Here is a 17,432-nt window from a genome sequence, read left to right as displayed (position 1 = left end):
CAAACGAAAGACCCTAGTCCCGGCGAAACGGGGCCCCGGAACGCCGGGGCCCGCCTAGCATGACCTGATGCGTCATCACCAGCTCTCCACGCCTGTCTTCGAGGCCCTCGCCTCGACCGGCGAGGACGTGTCGGCCGTCGAGGCACTGCTCGACGTCGAGTGCAGCCGCCGCCTCCTGATGCTGCGCGCCATCCTGGACGCCTGTGCGTCGATGCCGACGGTGGGCGAGGCGTGGAAGCTGCTGGTGCGGGCCGAGGAGCGGAGTCCGCAGACGTTCCGGACAGCACTGCTGGACCCCCAAGTCGGCGTGTGGGCAGCAGCGTTGATGCGCCGCCTGCCCTCCGAAGGTGAAACGGAGGGGGCCGCGGACGAACCGCCCCTGTGGGCGGAGGCCGGCTTCCTCGGGCAGTTCGCGGCCGCCGTGGCGTTCGAGGCCGGGCTCGACTTCGACGTCCAGGTGCCGATCCGGCAGGGGCGGGTGTTCCTCCCCCGGCTCGGGCGTGCCCGTCTCGGCTCCGACGAGGCCTGGGGCACCGCCGGGGTGTCGGCACGGGACGGAGTCCTGCGGGTCGCCGCGAACGATGAGACCGTGACACTCCCGGGTGATCCGGAGGCCGACGGGCCCGGCTGGGAAGGGCTGCGCCGGATCCGCGCCGAGCACGGCGGCCAGGCGCTCACCCTCGTCCTGGACGACCTGGGCGACCGCCCGGTGGTCACCGGACTGCCCGCCACCGGACGGCTGACGGAGCCTCGACTCACTGCCTGGCGCGACTGGTTCGCCGCCATGTGGCCACTGCTCGTGGACGACCACCCCGCCAGTGCGCGGGCGCTCGCCGCGGGTCTGCGGTCCGTGGTGCCCCTGCCCCGAGGGGAACGACTGCGGGCCCGCGCCGCCTCCTCCAGCGACGCGTTCGGCTGTGTACTGCTGTCGGCGCCGGACGAGGACGCCGAGGCGCTGCCCGCCCAGCTGGGCGTCGCCCTCGTCCACGAGTTCCGGCACAGCCTGCTGAACGGGCTGATCTTCCTCACCCCGCTCTTCGAGGACTCCGGCGCGCTCTTCCACGCCCCCTGGCGCGACGACCCACGGCCGGTCGGGGGACTGGTGCACGGCGCGTACGCCTTCTCCGGGGTCACCCGCTACTGGCGGACCCGCGGCCTCGACGGCCTCGCCGGCTTCGAGTTCGCGCTGTGGCGCCACGCCGTACGGGAGGTCCTCGCCACCCTGCGGGACCATCCGGCGCTCACGCGGCTGGGCGGAGACCTCGTGACGGCCCTCACGGAGCAGACCGCCGCCTGGGACGCGGACCGGGCGGGGGAGACCGAGTCCAGGCTCGCCGACCTGGCCGCCGCCTACCACCAGGCCGCGTGGCGCGCCCACCATGCGCGGCCGTCCAAGACGGGCGTCGACGAGCTAGTGGAGCTGTGGGAGGCCGGACGGCCCCGCGGCGAACGGAGCCGGGCAGCGAGCCCGGACGGTGCCGTTGTGTCCGCCGACCCCGACGCCTGCAGGCTGGACGTGCCGGCGCTGCTCGCGCGGCTCCTCCTCATCGACCCCGACGCCCTCACACGGCTGCGCGCCCAGGACGACCCGGGCGCCGAGGTGTCCGGCGCCGGGCCAGGCGACCTGGCACTCGTGGCCGGGGACACCGAGGACGCGGTGAAGCTGTACGCCGACGAACTCACCCGGCGTGACGCCCGCCCCGCGGCATGGGCGGGACTCGGACTGGCCCTCCTCGAGAGCGGGCGGAAGGCCGCCGGTACGGCGCTCGTCGAGCAGCCCGAACTGGCCCGCGCCGTCAGCGCGGCCCTGCCCGTCCCGCCGGACCCGGTGGCCCTGGCGCACTGGCTGGGCGGCGTCTGAGTCCGCGCCGCCCGGCCGGCGTCGGTCTCACAGCGGCATCGGGTCTATGTCGCAGTCCGCCCGGTGCTCCCAGTCCGCCGCGCGCTCCACCGCCGGATGCGCGGTGCCGAGCTTGCGGGCGAGACGTTCACGGGTGTCCGCGTGCAGGACGTCCGCCTCGTCGGTACGCCCCAGCGCGCGCAGGTCCATGGCGAGGTTGGCGGCGCAGGCCAGGGTCGACGGATGGTCCTCGTCGAAGGTGGCCCGTGAGCGGCGAAGCGTCTCCTCGTCCAGCGCCAGCGCCGCGGCGGCGTCCCCCAGGGCGTAGTGGTCGCTGGCCAGGTTCGTCCGGCACACCAGCGTCGAGGGATGGGTCTCGCCGAGAGCGGCCGTGAACTCGTCCAGGACGACGCTGTTGATGTACTGCGAGGCGGCCGCGTTCCCCAGCAGCCGGTAGGTGATGGCCAGGTTCAGCGCGGCCGACAGGGCGTGAGGGTGGTGCCGGCCGTAGGTCTTCTCGTACTGCTCGCAGATCTGCGTCCCTATCCGCAGCGACTGCGGCAGGTCTCCGCTGTGCCGCAGGTGCACCGTCAGCTCCAGCGTCGCCGCCATCGTCTCGGGGTTCTGGTCGCCGTACCGTGCGCGCAGCGCGGCGCGCACCCGGTCGGCGGTCGTCAGCGCCTCCTCGTGCTCGCCGGCCTTGCGCAGGGCCACGGCCAGGTGGCGGAAGCAGGACAGGCTGAGCGGGTTGTCCGCCTTCAGCAGGGCCGTCGACCGCTCCACGATCTCCCGGTGGTACGTCAACGCGGTCGCGTACTCGCCCAGTTCACGGGTGTCGAGGATGAACCCCAGCCAGGTGCGCAGCGCGTCCACGTGGTCCTGGCCGTACATGTTGACGTAGCTGTTCCAGGTCATCTCGTCGACGTCCCGGGCCCGGGCGAAGTCACCGGCGAGACGCAGGCTCACGCCCAGGTTGTGTGCGGCGCGCAGGGTCTCCGGGTCGTCGGGCCCGAGCATGCGCAGATACTGCTGGTGCACGGACTCCGTCAGCGTCAGGGACTCGGCGAAGTCACCGCGCACCCGGTGGTCGATGGCGACGTTGCCGAGCGCGTCGATGGTGTCCTGCGCGTCGTGGCCCATGGTGCGCCGGTAGGCGTCCAGGACGGAGGCGTTCAGGTCGGCCGCCTCCTGATAGGCACCCATCGTGAACAGCAGGAAGCCCAGCCAGCGGGCGACCTGCAGGGTCTGCGGATGATCGCGTCCCAGCGTCTCGGACCACATCTCGTACGCGGTGCGGGCGAGTTCCCGGCCGGAGGTGTAGTCGCCCCAGCGCAGCAGATAGATCACCTCGTTGACGACGAGGTTGCGCACCCAGTTCTCCTGCGACCGCACGGCCTCCGACACCACCACGTGCGGATACAGCGAGCCGTACCGGTCCCAGCGGTTGATGTCGTTCGGGTCGTTGGGGTCGTTCGCCGCCAGCAGCAGATGGGCGCCGCGCCGCATCGTGGCGCGGTCCTCCTCGGTCATCCGGTACAGCAGCGCCGCCTGGACCAGCCGGTGCATCTGGAGGGAGTTGTTGCGGTGGTTGAAACGGGCCAGTGAGTAGCGGCCGATCTCGCGGATGACCTGGCCGAGCCGGATCGGGTCCTCCAGCGCCGCGTCCAGCTCGGGGGCTATGGAGCCGCGGGGCATACGGGCGAACAGGGTCCGCGCGATGGGCTCCGGCGCGTAGAACGAACAGACCTGCAGCAGCTGGTAGGCGGCCGGGTTCTTCGTCTCCAGCTGGTCCAGGGAGATGTTCCAGGCGGCGATCACCGGGTGCTGGTTGTCCAGCGGGGCCGTGCCGCGGAGCAGGTCGACGCGTTTCTCGTCGAGCAGGCGTAGGTATTCGTCGACGAGCATGCCGGTCTCGGCGTGCCAGGCCGCCGCCTGCTCGATGGCCAGCGGCAGGTCGCCGAGCGCCTCGGCGAGCCGGTCGGCGTCCTCGTCGCTGATCTCCGGTCCGCGCAGGCGCAGCAGTTGCTTGCTCTCCTCGCGCAGGAACACGTCGACCTCCAACGGGCGTGCGATCGAAGCCCATTGAGGGTTGCGGGAGGTGATGAGGATGTTCCCGGGCCCGCCCGCCGGGAAGAACTGCTGGACCGCCTCCGGGCTTTCGGCGTTGTCGAAGACGAGCAGCCAGTTCGAGTACGGCTTGCCGATGCGCAGTGCCTCGAGGACGGCGGCGACCGTGGAGGACGCGTCGCTTCCCGGGGTGAGCCCGAGGCGCGGGGCCAGCTCCACCAGGGACAGGGAGATCTGCGCGGTGCGTTCCGCGGAGATCCACCAGACGACGTCGTACTCGGTCATCTTGCGGTACAGATACTCCACGGCGAGCAGGCTCTTGCCGACTCCACCCATGCCGTGCAGGGCGTGTGGCAGGACCGCGGTGGCCTTCTCGACCAGCAGTCGCCGGTGCAACTGGTCGAGGAGCTCCTCACGGCCGGTGAAGTTCGGGTTCCTGGGCGGGATGTTTCCCCACACCGTGGGGGTGTTCCTGGTGCGATCGTTTCCCACGGTGCCCGGGGGCTGCTGCGGCATCGCCGGCCTCCTGTTCCCCTGATGCGTCGGGCGGTCGGCGTCGCCCGGGGGGTGGGCGACGGCTTGGCTGGGTGTGCGGGGTGCGATGGTGCCCTCGGATGGTGCGTGGTGCTGCTCGACGTGGGCGGCGAGTGCGGCGTCCACCTGTCGTGCCGGTTTCAGGAAGGGGCCGGACAGGGCGTGGAGCACAGCGCTCTCCGCCCGGAGCCACGGCCCTGACTCCTCGTTCACTTCGGGAAGCCGGGACACGACGGCCCCACTCAGCAGCCGGGGCAGTCGCCACAAGTGTTCCCCGTCGCCTCCCCGACGATCCCCCACCAGCTCGACCACTCGTACGAGATCGGGTCGGCGTCCGGCAGCGAGCAGTTCCTCCCGCACACCCGGCTCGAACGCGTAGCCCCGGCCGTCGGGCGCGGGCCGGGCCAGGCCATGGGTCAGCAACTGGGCGAAGTCGGCCAGGGAACCGTCGGGCAGCAACCGGTCGAGCACCTGGCGGATCAGCGGCGGCTCAAGCGGGACGGCGGCGAGCAGCGTGGCCAGCGTGAAGACGTCCCGGGTGACCGTGGAACGGAAATGCGCCACCCGGCCGCCCGGATCGGCCGGCGGCCCCACATCCCCCGTGCGCTCCGGCAGTCCGGCGCGCGGGAACATCACCGTCAGCGGCAGCCAGGCGGGCGGTCCCGCACGCAGCAGCGCCGACCAGGCGTCCAGCCAGCGCGGCGACAGCTCCAGCACCGGGATCGGCACGTCCGGGCCGTGGCCGGGGGGCCGGCCGTCCCCGTCGGGGCCGAGGCCGCGCGCCCGCCAGCGCAGCCGGTGGTTGGAGGCGCCGGAGGACGGCGCACGCAGCAGCACCTGCCAGCCGCGCAACGCCGTCGCGGGCCACACCGCGTGCGGCAGCACATGGATCACGGCGACGGGCCCGGCCTGCCCCCACCGGCGCAGCAACGGCTCCACGGTGTGCGTGCGCCAGCGGGCACCGGCCCCGTCGGTGAGCAGCAGCGTCAGCCGGCGGTCCGCGCCCCGCCGGGCCAGACCGGCCGGGTCGGTGCTGCGGCCGTACGGCAGCCGATGGGTCGTGACACGGCCGTAGACACCGGTACGGCGCAGCGCCCGGACGAAGGCCCGCGCCGTCTCCTCCCACACCTCCATGGTGGGCCCGCCGTCCACGACGACGGCCACGTCCCAGGGCCGCCCCCGCCCGCCGCCCGGCCCGGCCCGGCCCAGGCCCCGTCCGGCGCGGCGCAGCGCACCGGGCAGCCCCGGCGGGAGCTCCGGCCAGAAGCCGGTGGTCACGGCTCCTCCGGGGCCGTCCACGCCCACAGGGCGTCCACCGCCGGCTGCCAGCCGCGTTCATCGGCGACGGCGCTCAGGACACCGTTCGCGGCCAGATGCAGCGAGTCCAGCAGCCGCTCCACGACCGGCCCTTCGGCGCGCTTTGCCCGTTCCAGGAAGGCGTCCACGACGTCCGGTGCCGGAGTGCCGGGGCGGCCCGGCGGATAGTGGCGCGCGGCCACCGCCCGCAGCGTGTCCACGTCGGGCCGGCGCGTCCGCAGCACCACACACCGCCGTACGAGGTCGAAGGGCATGTCCCGCTCGCCCGTGGTCGTGATCACCACGACGGGGAAGGCGTGGCAGCGCACCACACCGCCGGGCACCGTCACCACCGCGTCCGGATCATCGTCCGTGGCGACCCGGCCGGCACCGGCGGGCAGGTCGAACCCACCGGCGGCCAGCACCGTGCACAGATCCTCCGGCAGGGAGATCTCGGCCCGGTCCAGCCGGTCGATCAGCAGAACCCGGGGCCTGCGGTACGGCAGAAGCGCGGTGCCCAGCGGACCGAGCCGGCCCTCACCGGCGAACAGCCCCTCCCGCAGCGTGCTCAGGCTGGTGATTCGCCAGTGCAGGACACGCCCGAGCGCCAGCTCACGGCCGATGCGGTGGGCCAGGGACGCCTTGCCGGTGCCGGGTTCGCCGCTGACCAGCAGCGGGCGGCGCAGACACAGCGCCGCGTTGACCCGGTCCACCTCGTCCGGCGCGAACGGCAGCGGGGCCGTGCCCTCGCCGAGCAGCAGGGCGGCGTACGGATCGTCCGGAGGCGCGGGGAGCAGCGGACCGCCGCCGAAGCTGCGCCGGCCGGGCGGATCCGGCCAGGGCTCGCTACCGGGACCCGGGTGGCCGGTGCCCCGGTAGACACCCCAGGTGGCCTGCTCGTGCGGGGGCTCTTCGGTCGGCGGCATGGCGAGTGTTCCTCCGGCTGGCACTGGTCGGGGACGGGGGCGACGCGCGAGGTACTGGGAAGACGGCTGTGCGTCAGGGGCCGACCCTGGTCACGGTCCCCGTCTCATGGCCATCCCCGCCCGTCCGGCACGACCGGTTTGCGGTCCGGGTCGTCCCACAGCAGCGTGAGATGACGGCCCGGATGGTGCCCGTCGCGGCCGTCGCCGTCATGGATCGCGGCCTGCCGCCGATATGCGGCGACCTTCGCCGGGAGCTGCTGCCAGCCCTCGGCGAGCAACGTCCGTACGACGTCCAGGAACTCCTGCGTCGAACGGTCCGTGCGGTGCCAGATCACCACCGGCAGCCCGCTGCGCAGCGCCGCCTCCAACTCGCGCCGGCCATGGTTCTGCCCGGGCAGCGGCGGCTCGCTCAGGACGGTCGCCACCACCTGCTGGTTGTCGCCGAGGCGGGCCTCCAGACCGCGCAGATGACCGCCGTCGCCGCCGACCGCATGGACGTACAGGGACTGCGCGGGCGGCTCACCCAGCGACAGCTGCAGCCAGCGGTGGCGCCAGAACCGGTGCCAGGCACTGTTCTGCAGCCGGTCCAGGCTGCGGATCACCACCGGATAGTCCACCGCCAACGGCACATGCGGGCTCTCCGTCGTGTCCCGCGGCCACCAGTCGACGGGCAGATTGAGCAGCTCGAACGGCAGGACGAACTCCAGCCACAGATCGGCGGGCCGGTCACCGGCGGCCCCCTCGACCGAGCGGACGATCCCGCTCACCGCCTCCTCCAGCCCGTCCCTCGGCACCTGCGGCAACGCGTCCCCCTGCTCCCAATGCGGCCCACGCGCCGTCGACATGAAGGAGTGGGACACCGTGTAGGAATCGCTGTCCAGCGGATCGGGCGTGATGTGGATGGCCAGGAACTCCTGATGCGGCCGCACCGGAGCGGTCGGCGACCGCAGCCGTTGCGTGCGCTCCATGTCGAGGAGCTGCGCGAGACCGCAGCGCAGCGCCCACTTCCGGTTGCGGGCCAGAACCTCCCCGGCGAGGAGGTGGTTCATCGAGTCGGTGCTGCGGTCCAGATAGAGCATCCACGGCGGCAGACCGTCCCGCGGTGCACCCTGACCGGCCATGTGCAGGAAGTCGTGCCACGGGTTCTCCGCATGGGTCGGTGGCGCCGCCACCCGGGCGTGGGTGGCCGCCCGCACCAAGGCCGTCCGCATCTCGTGCGACATCGTCAGCATTCCGAGAGTGCCGGTGAGGAAGTCCCACGAGTCGGTGATCTCGGGGAGGCCGTCGAGCGAGTCGACGGCCGTCCACTCGTCCGCGAGCCGCCGCACCAGCACGGCCTGCGGGCAGCCGGGCTCCAGCATCGGCAGTTTGCGGGCCAGGGCCGACAACCCGTCCGGGCACCGGGCGCAGAAGCGGACCAGTTCGAGCAACTGCATCGGCACCGTGGCCTGTTCACGCAGGTCGACCCGGCGGTCGAGGGACTCGCCGACCATCTCCGCGAGCAGGGCCCGCGCGGACCGGTCCCGCAGCGCGCCGACCGAGAGCAGCGCGTTCTGCCCCTCCTCCTCGATCCGCTCGCGTATCCGCGATGCCGAACGGCCGCGGCCCCCGCCGCCCTCCCAGGTCAACGGCGCCCCACTCAGCCGGGGAACCGGGGCGGCAAGGCCGGCTTCGCGCGGCCGGCGCGGGCGGCACCGACCCCGTCGAGCAGCCGCTCCCGCGCCCGCTCCATCGGAAGGCCCACCAGGTCGATGTGGACGACCGACGCCAGCAGCCCCTCCGGTCTGCAGCGCGCCACCATCACCGGGACCAGTCTGCGGGCCAGACCCGTGGGGTCCGCGGCCTGCACGGCCTGCCACTCCTGGCGGCCGTAGACCGAGCGGAGATAGTCCGGGGAGAGCACCGCGATCGTGCGCGCGCACTGCGTCACGCCCCTCTCCATGCCGACCGGCCACTGAGTGCCCGGCACGAAGTCCCACTCCTCCACGAGGACACCGTGCCCCGCGTCCTCCAACTGCCAGGCGATCCAGGCCGCCCAGGCGCGATCCACGGCGGTGTAGGAGACGAAGAAGTCCAAGGCGCCGTCCTGAGCGGCGGGGGAGGAGTGCGGGGACCGCGAGGGCGGTAAGGAACCGAGTGGCGCGGGCTGAGGCGCCGGGGGTGGACCGGCCGTCTCCGCGACGCGCCCGTGGACCAGGGCGCTGACCCTGTCCGAGGTGCGGCTGTGCCCCTCCAGCAGCGACACGACCTGCGCGAGCGCGGGCAGTCCGCCGTCCGCCGCCTCGCAGGCCCGCACCAGCTCCAGGAACTGCAAGTGACGGGTGGGGTGTTCGCGCAGGTGAAGCCGCCGGCCCAGTTCCTCCCCGATCAGCTCCTCCAGCATGGCGCGCGCCGAGCGGTCCTGGAGGGTCGGCGAGTCGAGCAGTGCCTCCACGAGCTCCCGCTGCCAGTCGTGGTCCACCCCCGTGCGGTGGCGCGAGTCGTCCGTGTCCACAACACCCCCCGAAAGCTGTGTCCCACGTCCAGGATACGGACGCAGTGACGCCGGGTCAGCGCTTCGTCACGTTCTCGCGCCAAGCGGCCTCGGGGGTTACACGGTGCCCGTTCATGTCCGTGCGGTGCCTGAATGTGTTTACTTCTCGCTCAGTCAGGCTTACTCTCCCTTCGAAGCCACAAGCTCGGGCACAGCGCGAAGGAGAACGGGCATGTACGCACCGGAGCGGCAGCAGGCGATCCTCCGGCTCGCCCGGGACGGTGGGCGGGTGGACGTGCTGTCGCTGGCCGAGGAGTTCCAGGTGACCGCCGAGACCATCCGGCGGGACCTCAAGGCGCTCGACCGGGCCGGGCTCGTACGGCGCGTGCACGGCGGCGCCATCCCCGCCGGACGCCTCGACTTCGAACCGGACCTCAGCGAACGCGAATCCACCGCCGCCGACGAGAAGGACAGGATCGCGAAGGCGGCCCTCGCCGAACTCCCCACCGACGGCACCGTCATCCTCGACGCCGGCACCACCGTCGCCCGCCTCGCCGCCGCACTCCCGCTGGAAGCCTCCCTCACCGTCGTCACCCACAGCCTGCCCACCGCCGCCCGTCTCGCCGACCACCCCGGCATCCAGCTGCACCTCGTCGGCGGCCGCGTACGCCACCGCACCCGCGCCGCCGTCGACGCCTGGGCCCTGCGCGCCTACGCCGAGATCCGCGCCGACGTGCTCTTCGTCGCCGCCAACGGCTTCTCCGCCGAACACGGGCTGACCACCCCCGACCTCGCCGAAGCCGCCGTCAAACGCGCCGCCGTCGCCGCCGCCCGCCGCGTCGTCCTCCTCGCCGACTCCGGCAAGCACGGCCAGGAACACTTCGCCCGCTTCGGCGACCTCACCGACGTCGACCTGCTCATCACCGACACCGGCCTCGCCCCCGACACCGCCACGGCCCTCGAACACGACGGCACCGAAGTACAGCGAGTCTGAGAACGTCCCCCCACCAGGGCCTGGAAACGAGCGCATGATCCTCACCGTCACCCCCAACCCCTCCCTCGACCGCACCTACGAGGTCCCCGCACTCCACCGCGGCGAGGTCATCCGCGCCACCGGCGAACGCATGGACCCCGGCGGCAAAGGCGTCAACGTCTCCCGCGCCGTCGCCGCCGCCGGCCGCCGCACCGTCGCCGTACTGCCCCTCGGCGGCGCCCCCGGCGCCCTCGTCGCCGACCTCCTCCACGCCCAGGGCATCGAGGTCGCCCCCGTCCCCGTCACCGGAGCCACCCGCTCCAACATCGCCCTCGCCGAGACCGACGGCATCCTCACCAAGATCAACGCCCCCGGCCCCGAACTCACCGCCGCCGAACGCGCCCACCTCCTCGACGCCGTACGCACCCAGTCCCGCACCGCCGACTGGATCGCCTGCTGCGGAAGCCTCCCCCGCGGACTCGCCGCCACCTGGTACGCCGACGTCGTCACCCGGGCCCACGCCGACGGCACCCGGATCGCCCTCGACACCTCCGGACCCGCCCTGCTCGAAGCCGTACGCGCCCGGCCCGACGTCGTGAAACCCAACGCCGAGGAACTCGCCCAGGCCGTCGGGCGCCCGCTCGCCACGGTCGGGGACGCGCTCAAGGCCGCCGAGCAGTTGCGCGCGCTCGGCGCGCGCGCCGTACTCGCCAGCCTCGGCGCCGACGGGCAACTCCTCGTCGACGACGCCGGCACCTGGTACGGCAGCGCCCACGTCGACACCGTCCGCAGCAACGTCGGCGCCGGCGACGCCTCCCTCGCCGGATTCCTCATCGCCGGCGGCCACGGCCCCGGCGCCCTCGCCTCCGCCGTCGCCCACGGCGCCGCCGCCGTACGGCTCCCCGGCAGCGTGATGCCCACCCCCGCCGACCTCGACCCGACCGCCGTCACCGTCACCGCCGACATCCCCGTGGACCGCGTCCTCGGCGAGCCCGCCGTATGAGCGGCGCCGCGGGGCGTGGTGGAGGCGCCGGATGCGCCTGTCTCCCCGTCCTTCACTCCGTCCCCAGCCCCGTCCCCCTTCTCGCCCACCGGATCCCCGGGGCGATACGCGTGCGAAGGAGCCCGCGATGAGCGACATGATCACGGCGGACCTGGTCGACCTCGACCTGACCGCCGACACCAAGGAGGCGGCGGCACGCGCCCTCGCCGAGCGCATGGTGGCCCTCGGCCGGGTGACCGACCTGGACGGCCTCCTCGCCGACATCGCCGCCCGCGAGGCACAGATGCCCACCGGCCTCGACGGCGGCATCGGCATCCCCCACTGCCGCAGCGCCCACGTCACCGAACCGACGCTCGCCTTCGGACGCAGCACGAACGGCATCGACTTCGGCGCCCCCGACGGCCCCGCCGACCTGATCTTCCTCATCGCCGCCCCCGCCGGAGCCGACGAAGCCCACCTCACCATCCTGTCGGCGCTGGCCCGGCAGCTCATGGACAGCACCTTCACCGGCGCGCTGCGCGCCGCCCGCGACGCGGAGTCGGCAGCCGCGCTGATCGGGGGAGAGCAGGCACCTGGGGAGGGCCGGGACGCCGAGGGTTCCACTGCGGACGCCCCGCGTCCCTTCCGTATCGTCGCCGTCACCTCCTGCCCCACCGGCATCGCCCACACCTACATGGCCGCCGAGTCCCTGGAGAACGCCGGCCGGGACGCGGGCGTCGAACTCGTCGTCGAGACCCAGGGCTCCGCCGGCTTCACCCGGCTCGACCCCGCCGTCATCGCCGCCGCCGACGGCGTGATCCTCGCCCACGACGTCGCCGTACGCGAGAAGGACCGGTTCGCCGGCAAGCCCACCGTCGACGTCGGCGTCAAAGCCGGCATCAACCGGCCGGCCGAACTCATCGCCGAGGTGCGGGAGAAGGCCGCGCGGGGAGAGGTCACGCGGGCCGCGCGGCCCGGCACCCCCGTCGAACGCGCCGGCGAACCCGACGACGGCTACGGCACCCGCCTGCGCAAGTGGCTGATGTCCGGCGTCAGTTACATGGTCCCGTTCGTCGCCGCCGGAGGCCTGCTGATCGCCCTCGGCTTCGCCATCGGCGGCTACCGGATCGACGAGGCCCCGCCCGTCACCGAACACTTCGCCTGGGGCCAGATCGACAGCTGGGGCGCCCTGCTCTTCCAGATCGGTGGCGTCGCCTTCGGCTTCCTCATCCCCGTCCTCGCCGGCTACATCGCCTACGGCATGGCCGACCGGCCCGGACTCGTCCCCGGCTTCGTCGGCGGCATGATCGCCTTCACGATCAACGCCGGATTCCTCGGCGGCCTCGTCGCAGGCCTGCTCGCCGGCGGCGTCGTCCTCGCCATCCAGCGCATCGACATCCCCCCGGTGCTGCGCGGCATCATGCCCGTCGTCGTGATCCCGCTGCTGTCCTCCATGGTCGTCGGCTTCCTGATGCTCGTCGTCATCGGCAAGCCCATCGCCGAGGCACAGAAGGCCATGACGGACTGGCTCGGCAACCTGTCCGGCTCCAACGCCGTCCTCCTCGGCATCCTCCTCGGCCTGATGATGTGCTTCGACCTCGGCGGCCCCGTCAACAAGGTCGCCTACGCCTTCGCCACCGCCGGCATCGCCGTACAGGATCCCAGCGACTCCGCCATGAAGATCATGGCCGCCGTGATGGCCGCCGGCATGGTCCCGCCCCTGGGCATGGCCCTCGCCACCACCCTCCGCCGCACCCTCTTCACCCCCACCGAACGCGAGAACGGCAAAGCCGCCTGGGTGCTCGGCGCCTCCTTCATCAGCGAAGGCGCCATCCCGTTCGCCGCCGCCGACCCACTGCGCGTCATCCCCGCCTCCATGGCCGGCGGCGCCGTCACCGGCGCCCTCACCATGAGCTTCGGCTCCACCCTGCGCGCACCCCACGGCGGCGTCTGGGTCACCTTCCTGATCGGCAAGCCGTTCCTCTACCTGCTCGCCATCGCCGCCGGTACGGCCGTCACCACCGGCCTCGTCATCCTGCTCAAGGGCATGCGCCGTACGGCGGGGGAGGGGCCTTCAGCCGTCGACGCCTCCGAGGGCAGCGGCGCGGGGAAGCAGCCCGTGGCCACCGCCTGAGACGGCCGGTTGTCCCGGTTGCGGCGCTGTGCGCGCTTCACGGCACCTGCGAGATACGTCACGGTCCGGGCCGTACCGCCCGGACCGTGGTGTCTACTGGGAGACATGCCTGAGCACGTCTCGATCCTCCAGCTCCTGGGTCCCGTCGTCCTCGCCCTGGCGGCCGTGCTGTGGGTGACGGGGCTCGTCCGCCTGCTGCGCCGCTACCGCCCCGTGAACCGTCCGGGGGGTCCCGGCCAGGCACTCTCCGGCCTTCCGCAGCAACGGCAGACCGCCCCCGAACGGGAGGCCGTCGAACTCACCCCGGCGGAACGCGACGCCTTCGCCGGCCTCGTCCACCGGCTCAACTCCGGCCGCTGATCGATCCAGAGGCCGGGTTCGAGACGTTCGCCGTCAGGAGACCTGCGTCGCCCGCCGCTCCATCGCGGCCCGCGCCGCGTCCTCGCTGACGTACACCTCGCACATGTGCCGCCCGTCCGGCGTCGCCGTGTGCTCGACCTCCCACAGCGACACCTCCGCCCCGTCCCGCAGCAGGAACGCGTGCTCGTAGAGCGAGAAGCACAGGCCCGCACGCGCCGACCGCCAAGGACGCCCGAACGCCTGGGTGATCCGGTGCCCGCACGCCGTGGCCAGCAGGGCGGCCGTCTCACGCCCCGGCCGGTCCGCGTTCTCCGCGCGGCGCAGCAACCGCCGCGCATGATCCACCGAGTTGTCCGGCACATACGCGTGCCGGGGCGCCACCATCGGCGACAGCTGCACCGTCACCGGCAGCTCGAAGTCGGGAGCGTCCGGAGGCAGCGGAAGCCGCTCGGTCGCGGCACGCAGCTCCTCCTCGTCGACATACACCTCATGCTGCGGGGCACGGTCCCGTGCCGTGTTGTGCACCAGCTCCCACAAGGTGAGCGCCGAACCGTCGGCGAGCAGCCAGGTGTGCCGGTACGTCTCACGGTGCAGCCCCGCACTGTGGTGCGCGGAGTGCAGCGAACTGTCGTGCGCGAGCGCGCAGTCCAGCCGCCGTATGGTCTCGTCGGGCAGCTCGAACGAGTTCAGGGCACGGCCGAGGAGCCGCGCGAGGTGCTCCTCCGGAGACTCCGGCGACTCGGGTGGTTCGTACGCTGTGGTCTCGTACGGAACGCTCAAGGTTTCTCCCGGCGTTGCTGCATGTCACCTTGTGGGTGCATACCGTAGCTCCTCGGTCGGACATCATGTCCGGGAACCGAGAAAACGTACGTCCGGTGAAACGCGTGGACCGCGCGAGAAGTTCCCGCGCGGCCCGTCGAACCGTCAAGAAACCCTGCCTGACGTGCGCTTCAGGGGGCGTGCCGATCAGGCGGCGCTGCCCGCGGTCCACTCGCTCCACGGCATGTTCCAGCCGTTGAGGCCGTTGTCCGGCTTCACGCTCTTGTCGGGGGAGTTCTTGACGACCACGACGTCCCCGAGCATCGAGTTGTCGTAGAACCACTTCGACGGCGTGTCCCCCTGGCCGCCCTTCACATCCCGCAGGCCCACGCAGCCATGGCTGGTGCCCTGACGGCCGAACGGCGGATTGCCCTGGTTGTACCAGTAGTTGCCGTGGATGTACGTGCCCGACTGCGTCAGCCGCATCGCGTGCGGCACGTCCTTGATGTCGTACGCGTCCGCCAGATTGACCGTCCGGCTGTCCATGTGGAGCTGCTTGGACTTCTCGGAGATCACCATCTGCCCGTTGTAGGTGGAGAACTCCGAGCTGCCCGCCGAGATCGGCACCGACTTGATCGTGGCGCCGTCCCGGACGACCGTCATGGTCTGGGTGTTCACGTCGACCGTCGACACCTGGGAGCGGCCGATCGTGAAGGTCACCGTCTTCTTCTGCACGCCGACGACCCCGTCGGCACCCTCGACCCCGTCCAGGTCGATCTTCATCGTGACCTTGGAACCGGTCTTCCAGTAGTCCTCGGGCCGGAAGTCCAGACGCTTCTGGCCGAACCAGTGCCCGACCACCTTCTGCCCGCTGCTGGAGGTGACGGTGATGTGCGACTGCACCGCCTTGCGGTCGCTGATCGCCTTGTCGAACGAGAACGACACCGGCATCCCGACGCCCACCGTGGTCCCGCCGTCGGGGGTGTAGGTGCCGATGAAGCTGTTCGCCGCGCTGACCGTGGTGAACGTCGAGTCGGCGGTCGTGCTCCGGCCGTCCGCGTCCTTCGCGGTGGCCGCTATCTCGTACTTCGTGCCGCGCTCGAGCTGCTTCCCGGGGTGCCAGTCGGACCCGTCCGAGGACAGCGAGCCCGGCACCTCCTGCCCGGTCTTCGCGTCCTTCATCCGTACGGCCGTCAGCCTGCCGCCGTCGACCCGTACGCCCGTCGTGTTGATGGACGCCCCCGAGGAACCGTCCTTCGCCGAGATCACGATCTTCGCCGCGGACGTCGTGGACGACCCCTTGCCCCCCTTGCCGTCACTGCTCCCGGCGTCGGTGCCGCCACCACTGCAGGCGGTGAGGGTCAGGGCGCCGATCGCCAGGGCGGCACAGGCCCCCACTGTGCGGCGCGCTGTCATGTCCGGCGTTGTCACGATCTGCTCCCTCATTCGACGTTACGCGAATTCTGGTTGGTTCCGTTCCGTTCCAGGGTGGAAGAGGCCACCGCCTCGGGGCGGGTTCCCCACGTGCGCGGTGAACGTCATCACGTGACACAACCGCGACAAACGTGAGCGGTATGTGGTCGTTCGGGGGTGGGAGGGTGGGGCGGGGGCCCTCCCCCTTACCTTCTCGCTGGCCCCGGAATGGGGCGTCGGGCGCATCGACAGATTGCTGATCAGGGGCATGACCACCAACGTGTCCGCAGGTCGGGAGGCTCTTCCCGGCCTACCGCAGTGGGGTGAGATCGCTCACGAGTCGCGCCGCATGGACGTCGAGAGGGGCGACTCGCAGTCGAAATCGAAAGTCTCCACAGCGGCGTCAGAGCGGAGCGGTTTCGGGGATGCGTGCCGACACGAAGCTGGTGAGCCGTGCGACCTGGTCCTCAGTGATCCGTTCCACTCATACCTCCTGCGGCTAGCAACCTTGTTCACCTGCGACGGCGCCAACTATCGGCACCGGGCTGGCACCGCCATGGGCGACGGGAGGCCCAGACGGCTTGGCCAAAGACATAGGGGCGCTCCCTCCCACCCCCGCCCTCACCGCCCGTACAACTCCCCGTACGACGGCCACGCTCCGCCCGGGCCGTCCACCGATTCGGCCGCGCGTACGGCTCGCACGATCGCCCGGGTCACCATGTCCGCGCCCGCCGCGAGGACGTCGTTCAGCGCGAGCGGGTCGGCGTCCAGCGCGCGCTCACCGGTGGCGAGCGCGAAGACCGTGTCGCCGTCGTTGAGCAGGTGCACCGGCCGTACGGCCCGTGCGATGCCGTCGTGGGAGGTGCCGGCCAGCTTCTGTGCCTGTGCCTTGGTCAGGCCGGCGTCGGTGGCCACCACCGCGAGCGTGGTGTTCAGCGGTGGCGGCGGTGCGTTGGTGTCCGCGATTTCCGCCAGCCGCCGGCGCGCGGCCTCGTGGACGTGGGCCTCCGGAAGGTCCACCAAGCCGTGCGACAACTCCCCGTACAGCGCGCCCGTCCCAGGCTCCACGGCCGACCCCGCCGCGTTGGCCACCACCAGCGCGGCCACCGTGATCCCCGACTCCAGGACCGTGCTCGCGGTGCCGACGCCGCCCTTGACCAGCCCGACCGTCGCACCCGTCCCCGCGCCCACACACCCTTCCCGCACCGCCCCGCCGGCTTCGCTCGCCGCTGCCGCCTCGACCGCCGCCCGGCCCGTGCCGGCGTCCGGCCGTGCCCGGAAGTCGCCGCCGCGTCCCAGGTCGAAGACGCACGCCGCGGGCACCACCGGCACCACATGGGCCGGGTCGGGCCCGACCCGCACGCCGCGCCGCTGCTCCTCCAGCCACGCCATCACCCCGGTCGCCGCGTCCAGCCCGTATGCGCTGCCCCCGGTCAGGACGATCGCCTCGACCTTCTGCACCACGTTGCGCGGGTCCAGTGCGTCGGTCTCCTTGGTGCCGGGACCGCCTCCTCGTACGTCCACGGCGGCCACGGCTCCGCCCTCCGGGGCGAGGACGACCGTGGTGCCGGTGAGCCAGCCGTCCCCGGTGCGGGTCGCGTGGCCCACTCGCAGTCCGGCGACATCCGTCAGAGCGTCAACTGTCATACGCCCAGTGTCGTCCAGGCCCGTGCCG

The 17,432-nt window shown here is 72.4% G+C and carries 12 protein-coding genes; 5 read left to right on the top strand and 7 right to left on the bottom strand.

What is annotated here, in order from left to right; translation table 11 throughout:
- The first annotated feature begins 67 nt into the window (after window positions 1–67).
- The gene (locus tag DC008_RS14580) at window positions 68–1,861 is read left to right on the top strand and encodes an HEXXH motif domain-containing protein (protein WP_108707363.1); all 1,794 of its coding nucleotides are present in this window, start codon (window positions 68–70) and stop codon (window positions 1,859–1,861) included.
- A gap of 27 nt (window positions 1,862–1,888) precedes the next feature.
- Here DC008_RS14580 and fxsT read toward each other — a convergent pair whose 3' ends face one another.
- From fxsT to DC008_RS14560, 4 genes are all read right to left on the bottom strand, one after another.
- Window positions 1,889–5,719 carry an FxSxx-COOH system tetratricopeptide repeat protein gene (gene fxsT, locus DC008_RS14575; RefSeq protein WP_244221355.1) on the bottom strand — a complete coding sequence of 1,277 codons (3,831 nt, stop codon included), beginning with the start codon at window positions 5,717–5,719 and terminating at the stop codon, window positions 1,889–1,891.
- Complete coding sequence (locus DC008_RS14570) at window positions 5,716–6,663, bottom strand: MoxR family ATPase (RefSeq protein WP_108707362.1); 948 nt, start codon at window positions 6,661–6,663, stop codon at window positions 5,716–5,718. Before DC008_RS14570 ends, fxsT begins: the two co-directional genes overlap by 4 nt.
- Window positions 6,664–6,767: 104 nt before the next feature.
- The gene (locus DC008_RS14565) at window positions 6,768–8,291 is read right to left on the bottom strand and encodes a VMAP-C domain-containing protein (RefSeq protein ID WP_108707361.1); all 1,524 of its coding nucleotides are present in this window, start codon (window positions 8,289–8,291) and stop codon (window positions 6,768–6,770) included.
- An 11-nt stretch (window positions 8,292–8,302) separates the two neighbouring features.
- Window positions 8,303–9,157, bottom strand: coding sequence for a toll/interleukin-1 receptor domain-containing protein (locus DC008_RS14560; protein WP_208645863.1), 855 nt, complete (start codon window positions 9,155–9,157; stop codon window positions 8,303–8,305).
- Window positions 9,158–9,368: 211 nt separating this feature from the next.
- Between DC008_RS14560 and DC008_RS14555 the strand changes: the two genes are divergently transcribed.
- The 4 genes from DC008_RS14555 (at window position 9,369) to DC008_RS14540 (ending at window position 13,585) form a co-directional block, all read left to right on the top strand.
- Window positions 9,369–10,130, top strand: a complete 762-nt coding sequence (locus tag DC008_RS14555; protein WP_108707360.1) for a DeoR/GlpR family DNA-binding transcription regulator — start codon at window positions 9,369–9,371, stop codon at window positions 10,128–10,130.
- A 34-nt stretch (window positions 10,131–10,164) separates the two neighbouring features.
- Window positions 10,165–11,112, top strand: coding sequence for a 1-phosphofructokinase (gene pfkB, locus DC008_RS14550; RefSeq protein WP_108707359.1), 948 nt, complete (start codon window positions 10,165–10,167; stop codon window positions 11,110–11,112).
- 127 nt (window positions 11,113–11,239) lie between these two features.
- Complete coding sequence (locus tag DC008_RS14545; RefSeq protein ID WP_108707358.1) at window positions 11,240–13,225, top strand: PTS fructose transporter subunit IIABC; 1,986 nt, start codon at window positions 11,240–11,242, stop codon at window positions 13,223–13,225.
- A 105-nt stretch (window positions 13,226–13,330) separates the two neighbouring features.
- Entirely contained in the window at window positions 13,331–13,585 is a 255-nt protein-coding gene (locus DC008_RS14540; protein WP_108707357.1) for a hypothetical protein, read from the top strand.
- Between the two features lie 33 nt (window positions 13,586–13,618).
- Here DC008_RS14540 and DC008_RS14535 read toward each other — a convergent pair whose 3' ends face one another.
- The 3 genes from DC008_RS14535 to DC008_RS14525 form a co-directional block, all read right to left on the bottom strand.
- Window positions 13,619–14,365 (bottom strand): DUF6227 family protein, encoded by a 747-nt coding sequence (locus DC008_RS14535; protein WP_108707356.1) that lies wholly within the window; start codon window positions 14,363–14,365, stop codon window positions 13,619–13,621.
- 186 nt (window positions 14,366–14,551) lie between these two features.
- A complete protein-coding gene (locus tag DC008_RS14530; RefSeq protein WP_108710690.1) occupies window positions 14,552–15,775 on the bottom strand; it encodes a L,D-transpeptidase in 1,224 nt (407 codons plus the stop codon).
- A gap of 603 nt (window positions 15,776–16,378) precedes the next feature.
- Window positions 16,379–17,404 carry a P1 family peptidase gene (locus tag DC008_RS14525; RefSeq protein ID WP_108707355.1) on the bottom strand — a complete coding sequence of 342 codons (1,026 nt, stop codon included), beginning with the start codon at window positions 17,402–17,404 and terminating at the stop codon, window positions 16,379–16,381.
- Window positions 17,405–17,432: the final 28 nt, after the last annotated feature.

It is taken from the genome of Streptomyces nigra (genome assembly GCF_003074055.1).
GTDB lineage: Bacteria > Actinomycetota > Actinomycetes > Streptomycetales > Streptomycetaceae > Streptomyces > Streptomyces nigra.
Note: the sequence above shows the minus strand (reverse complement) of the source record. Positions and strands in the feature narration are given on the sequence as shown.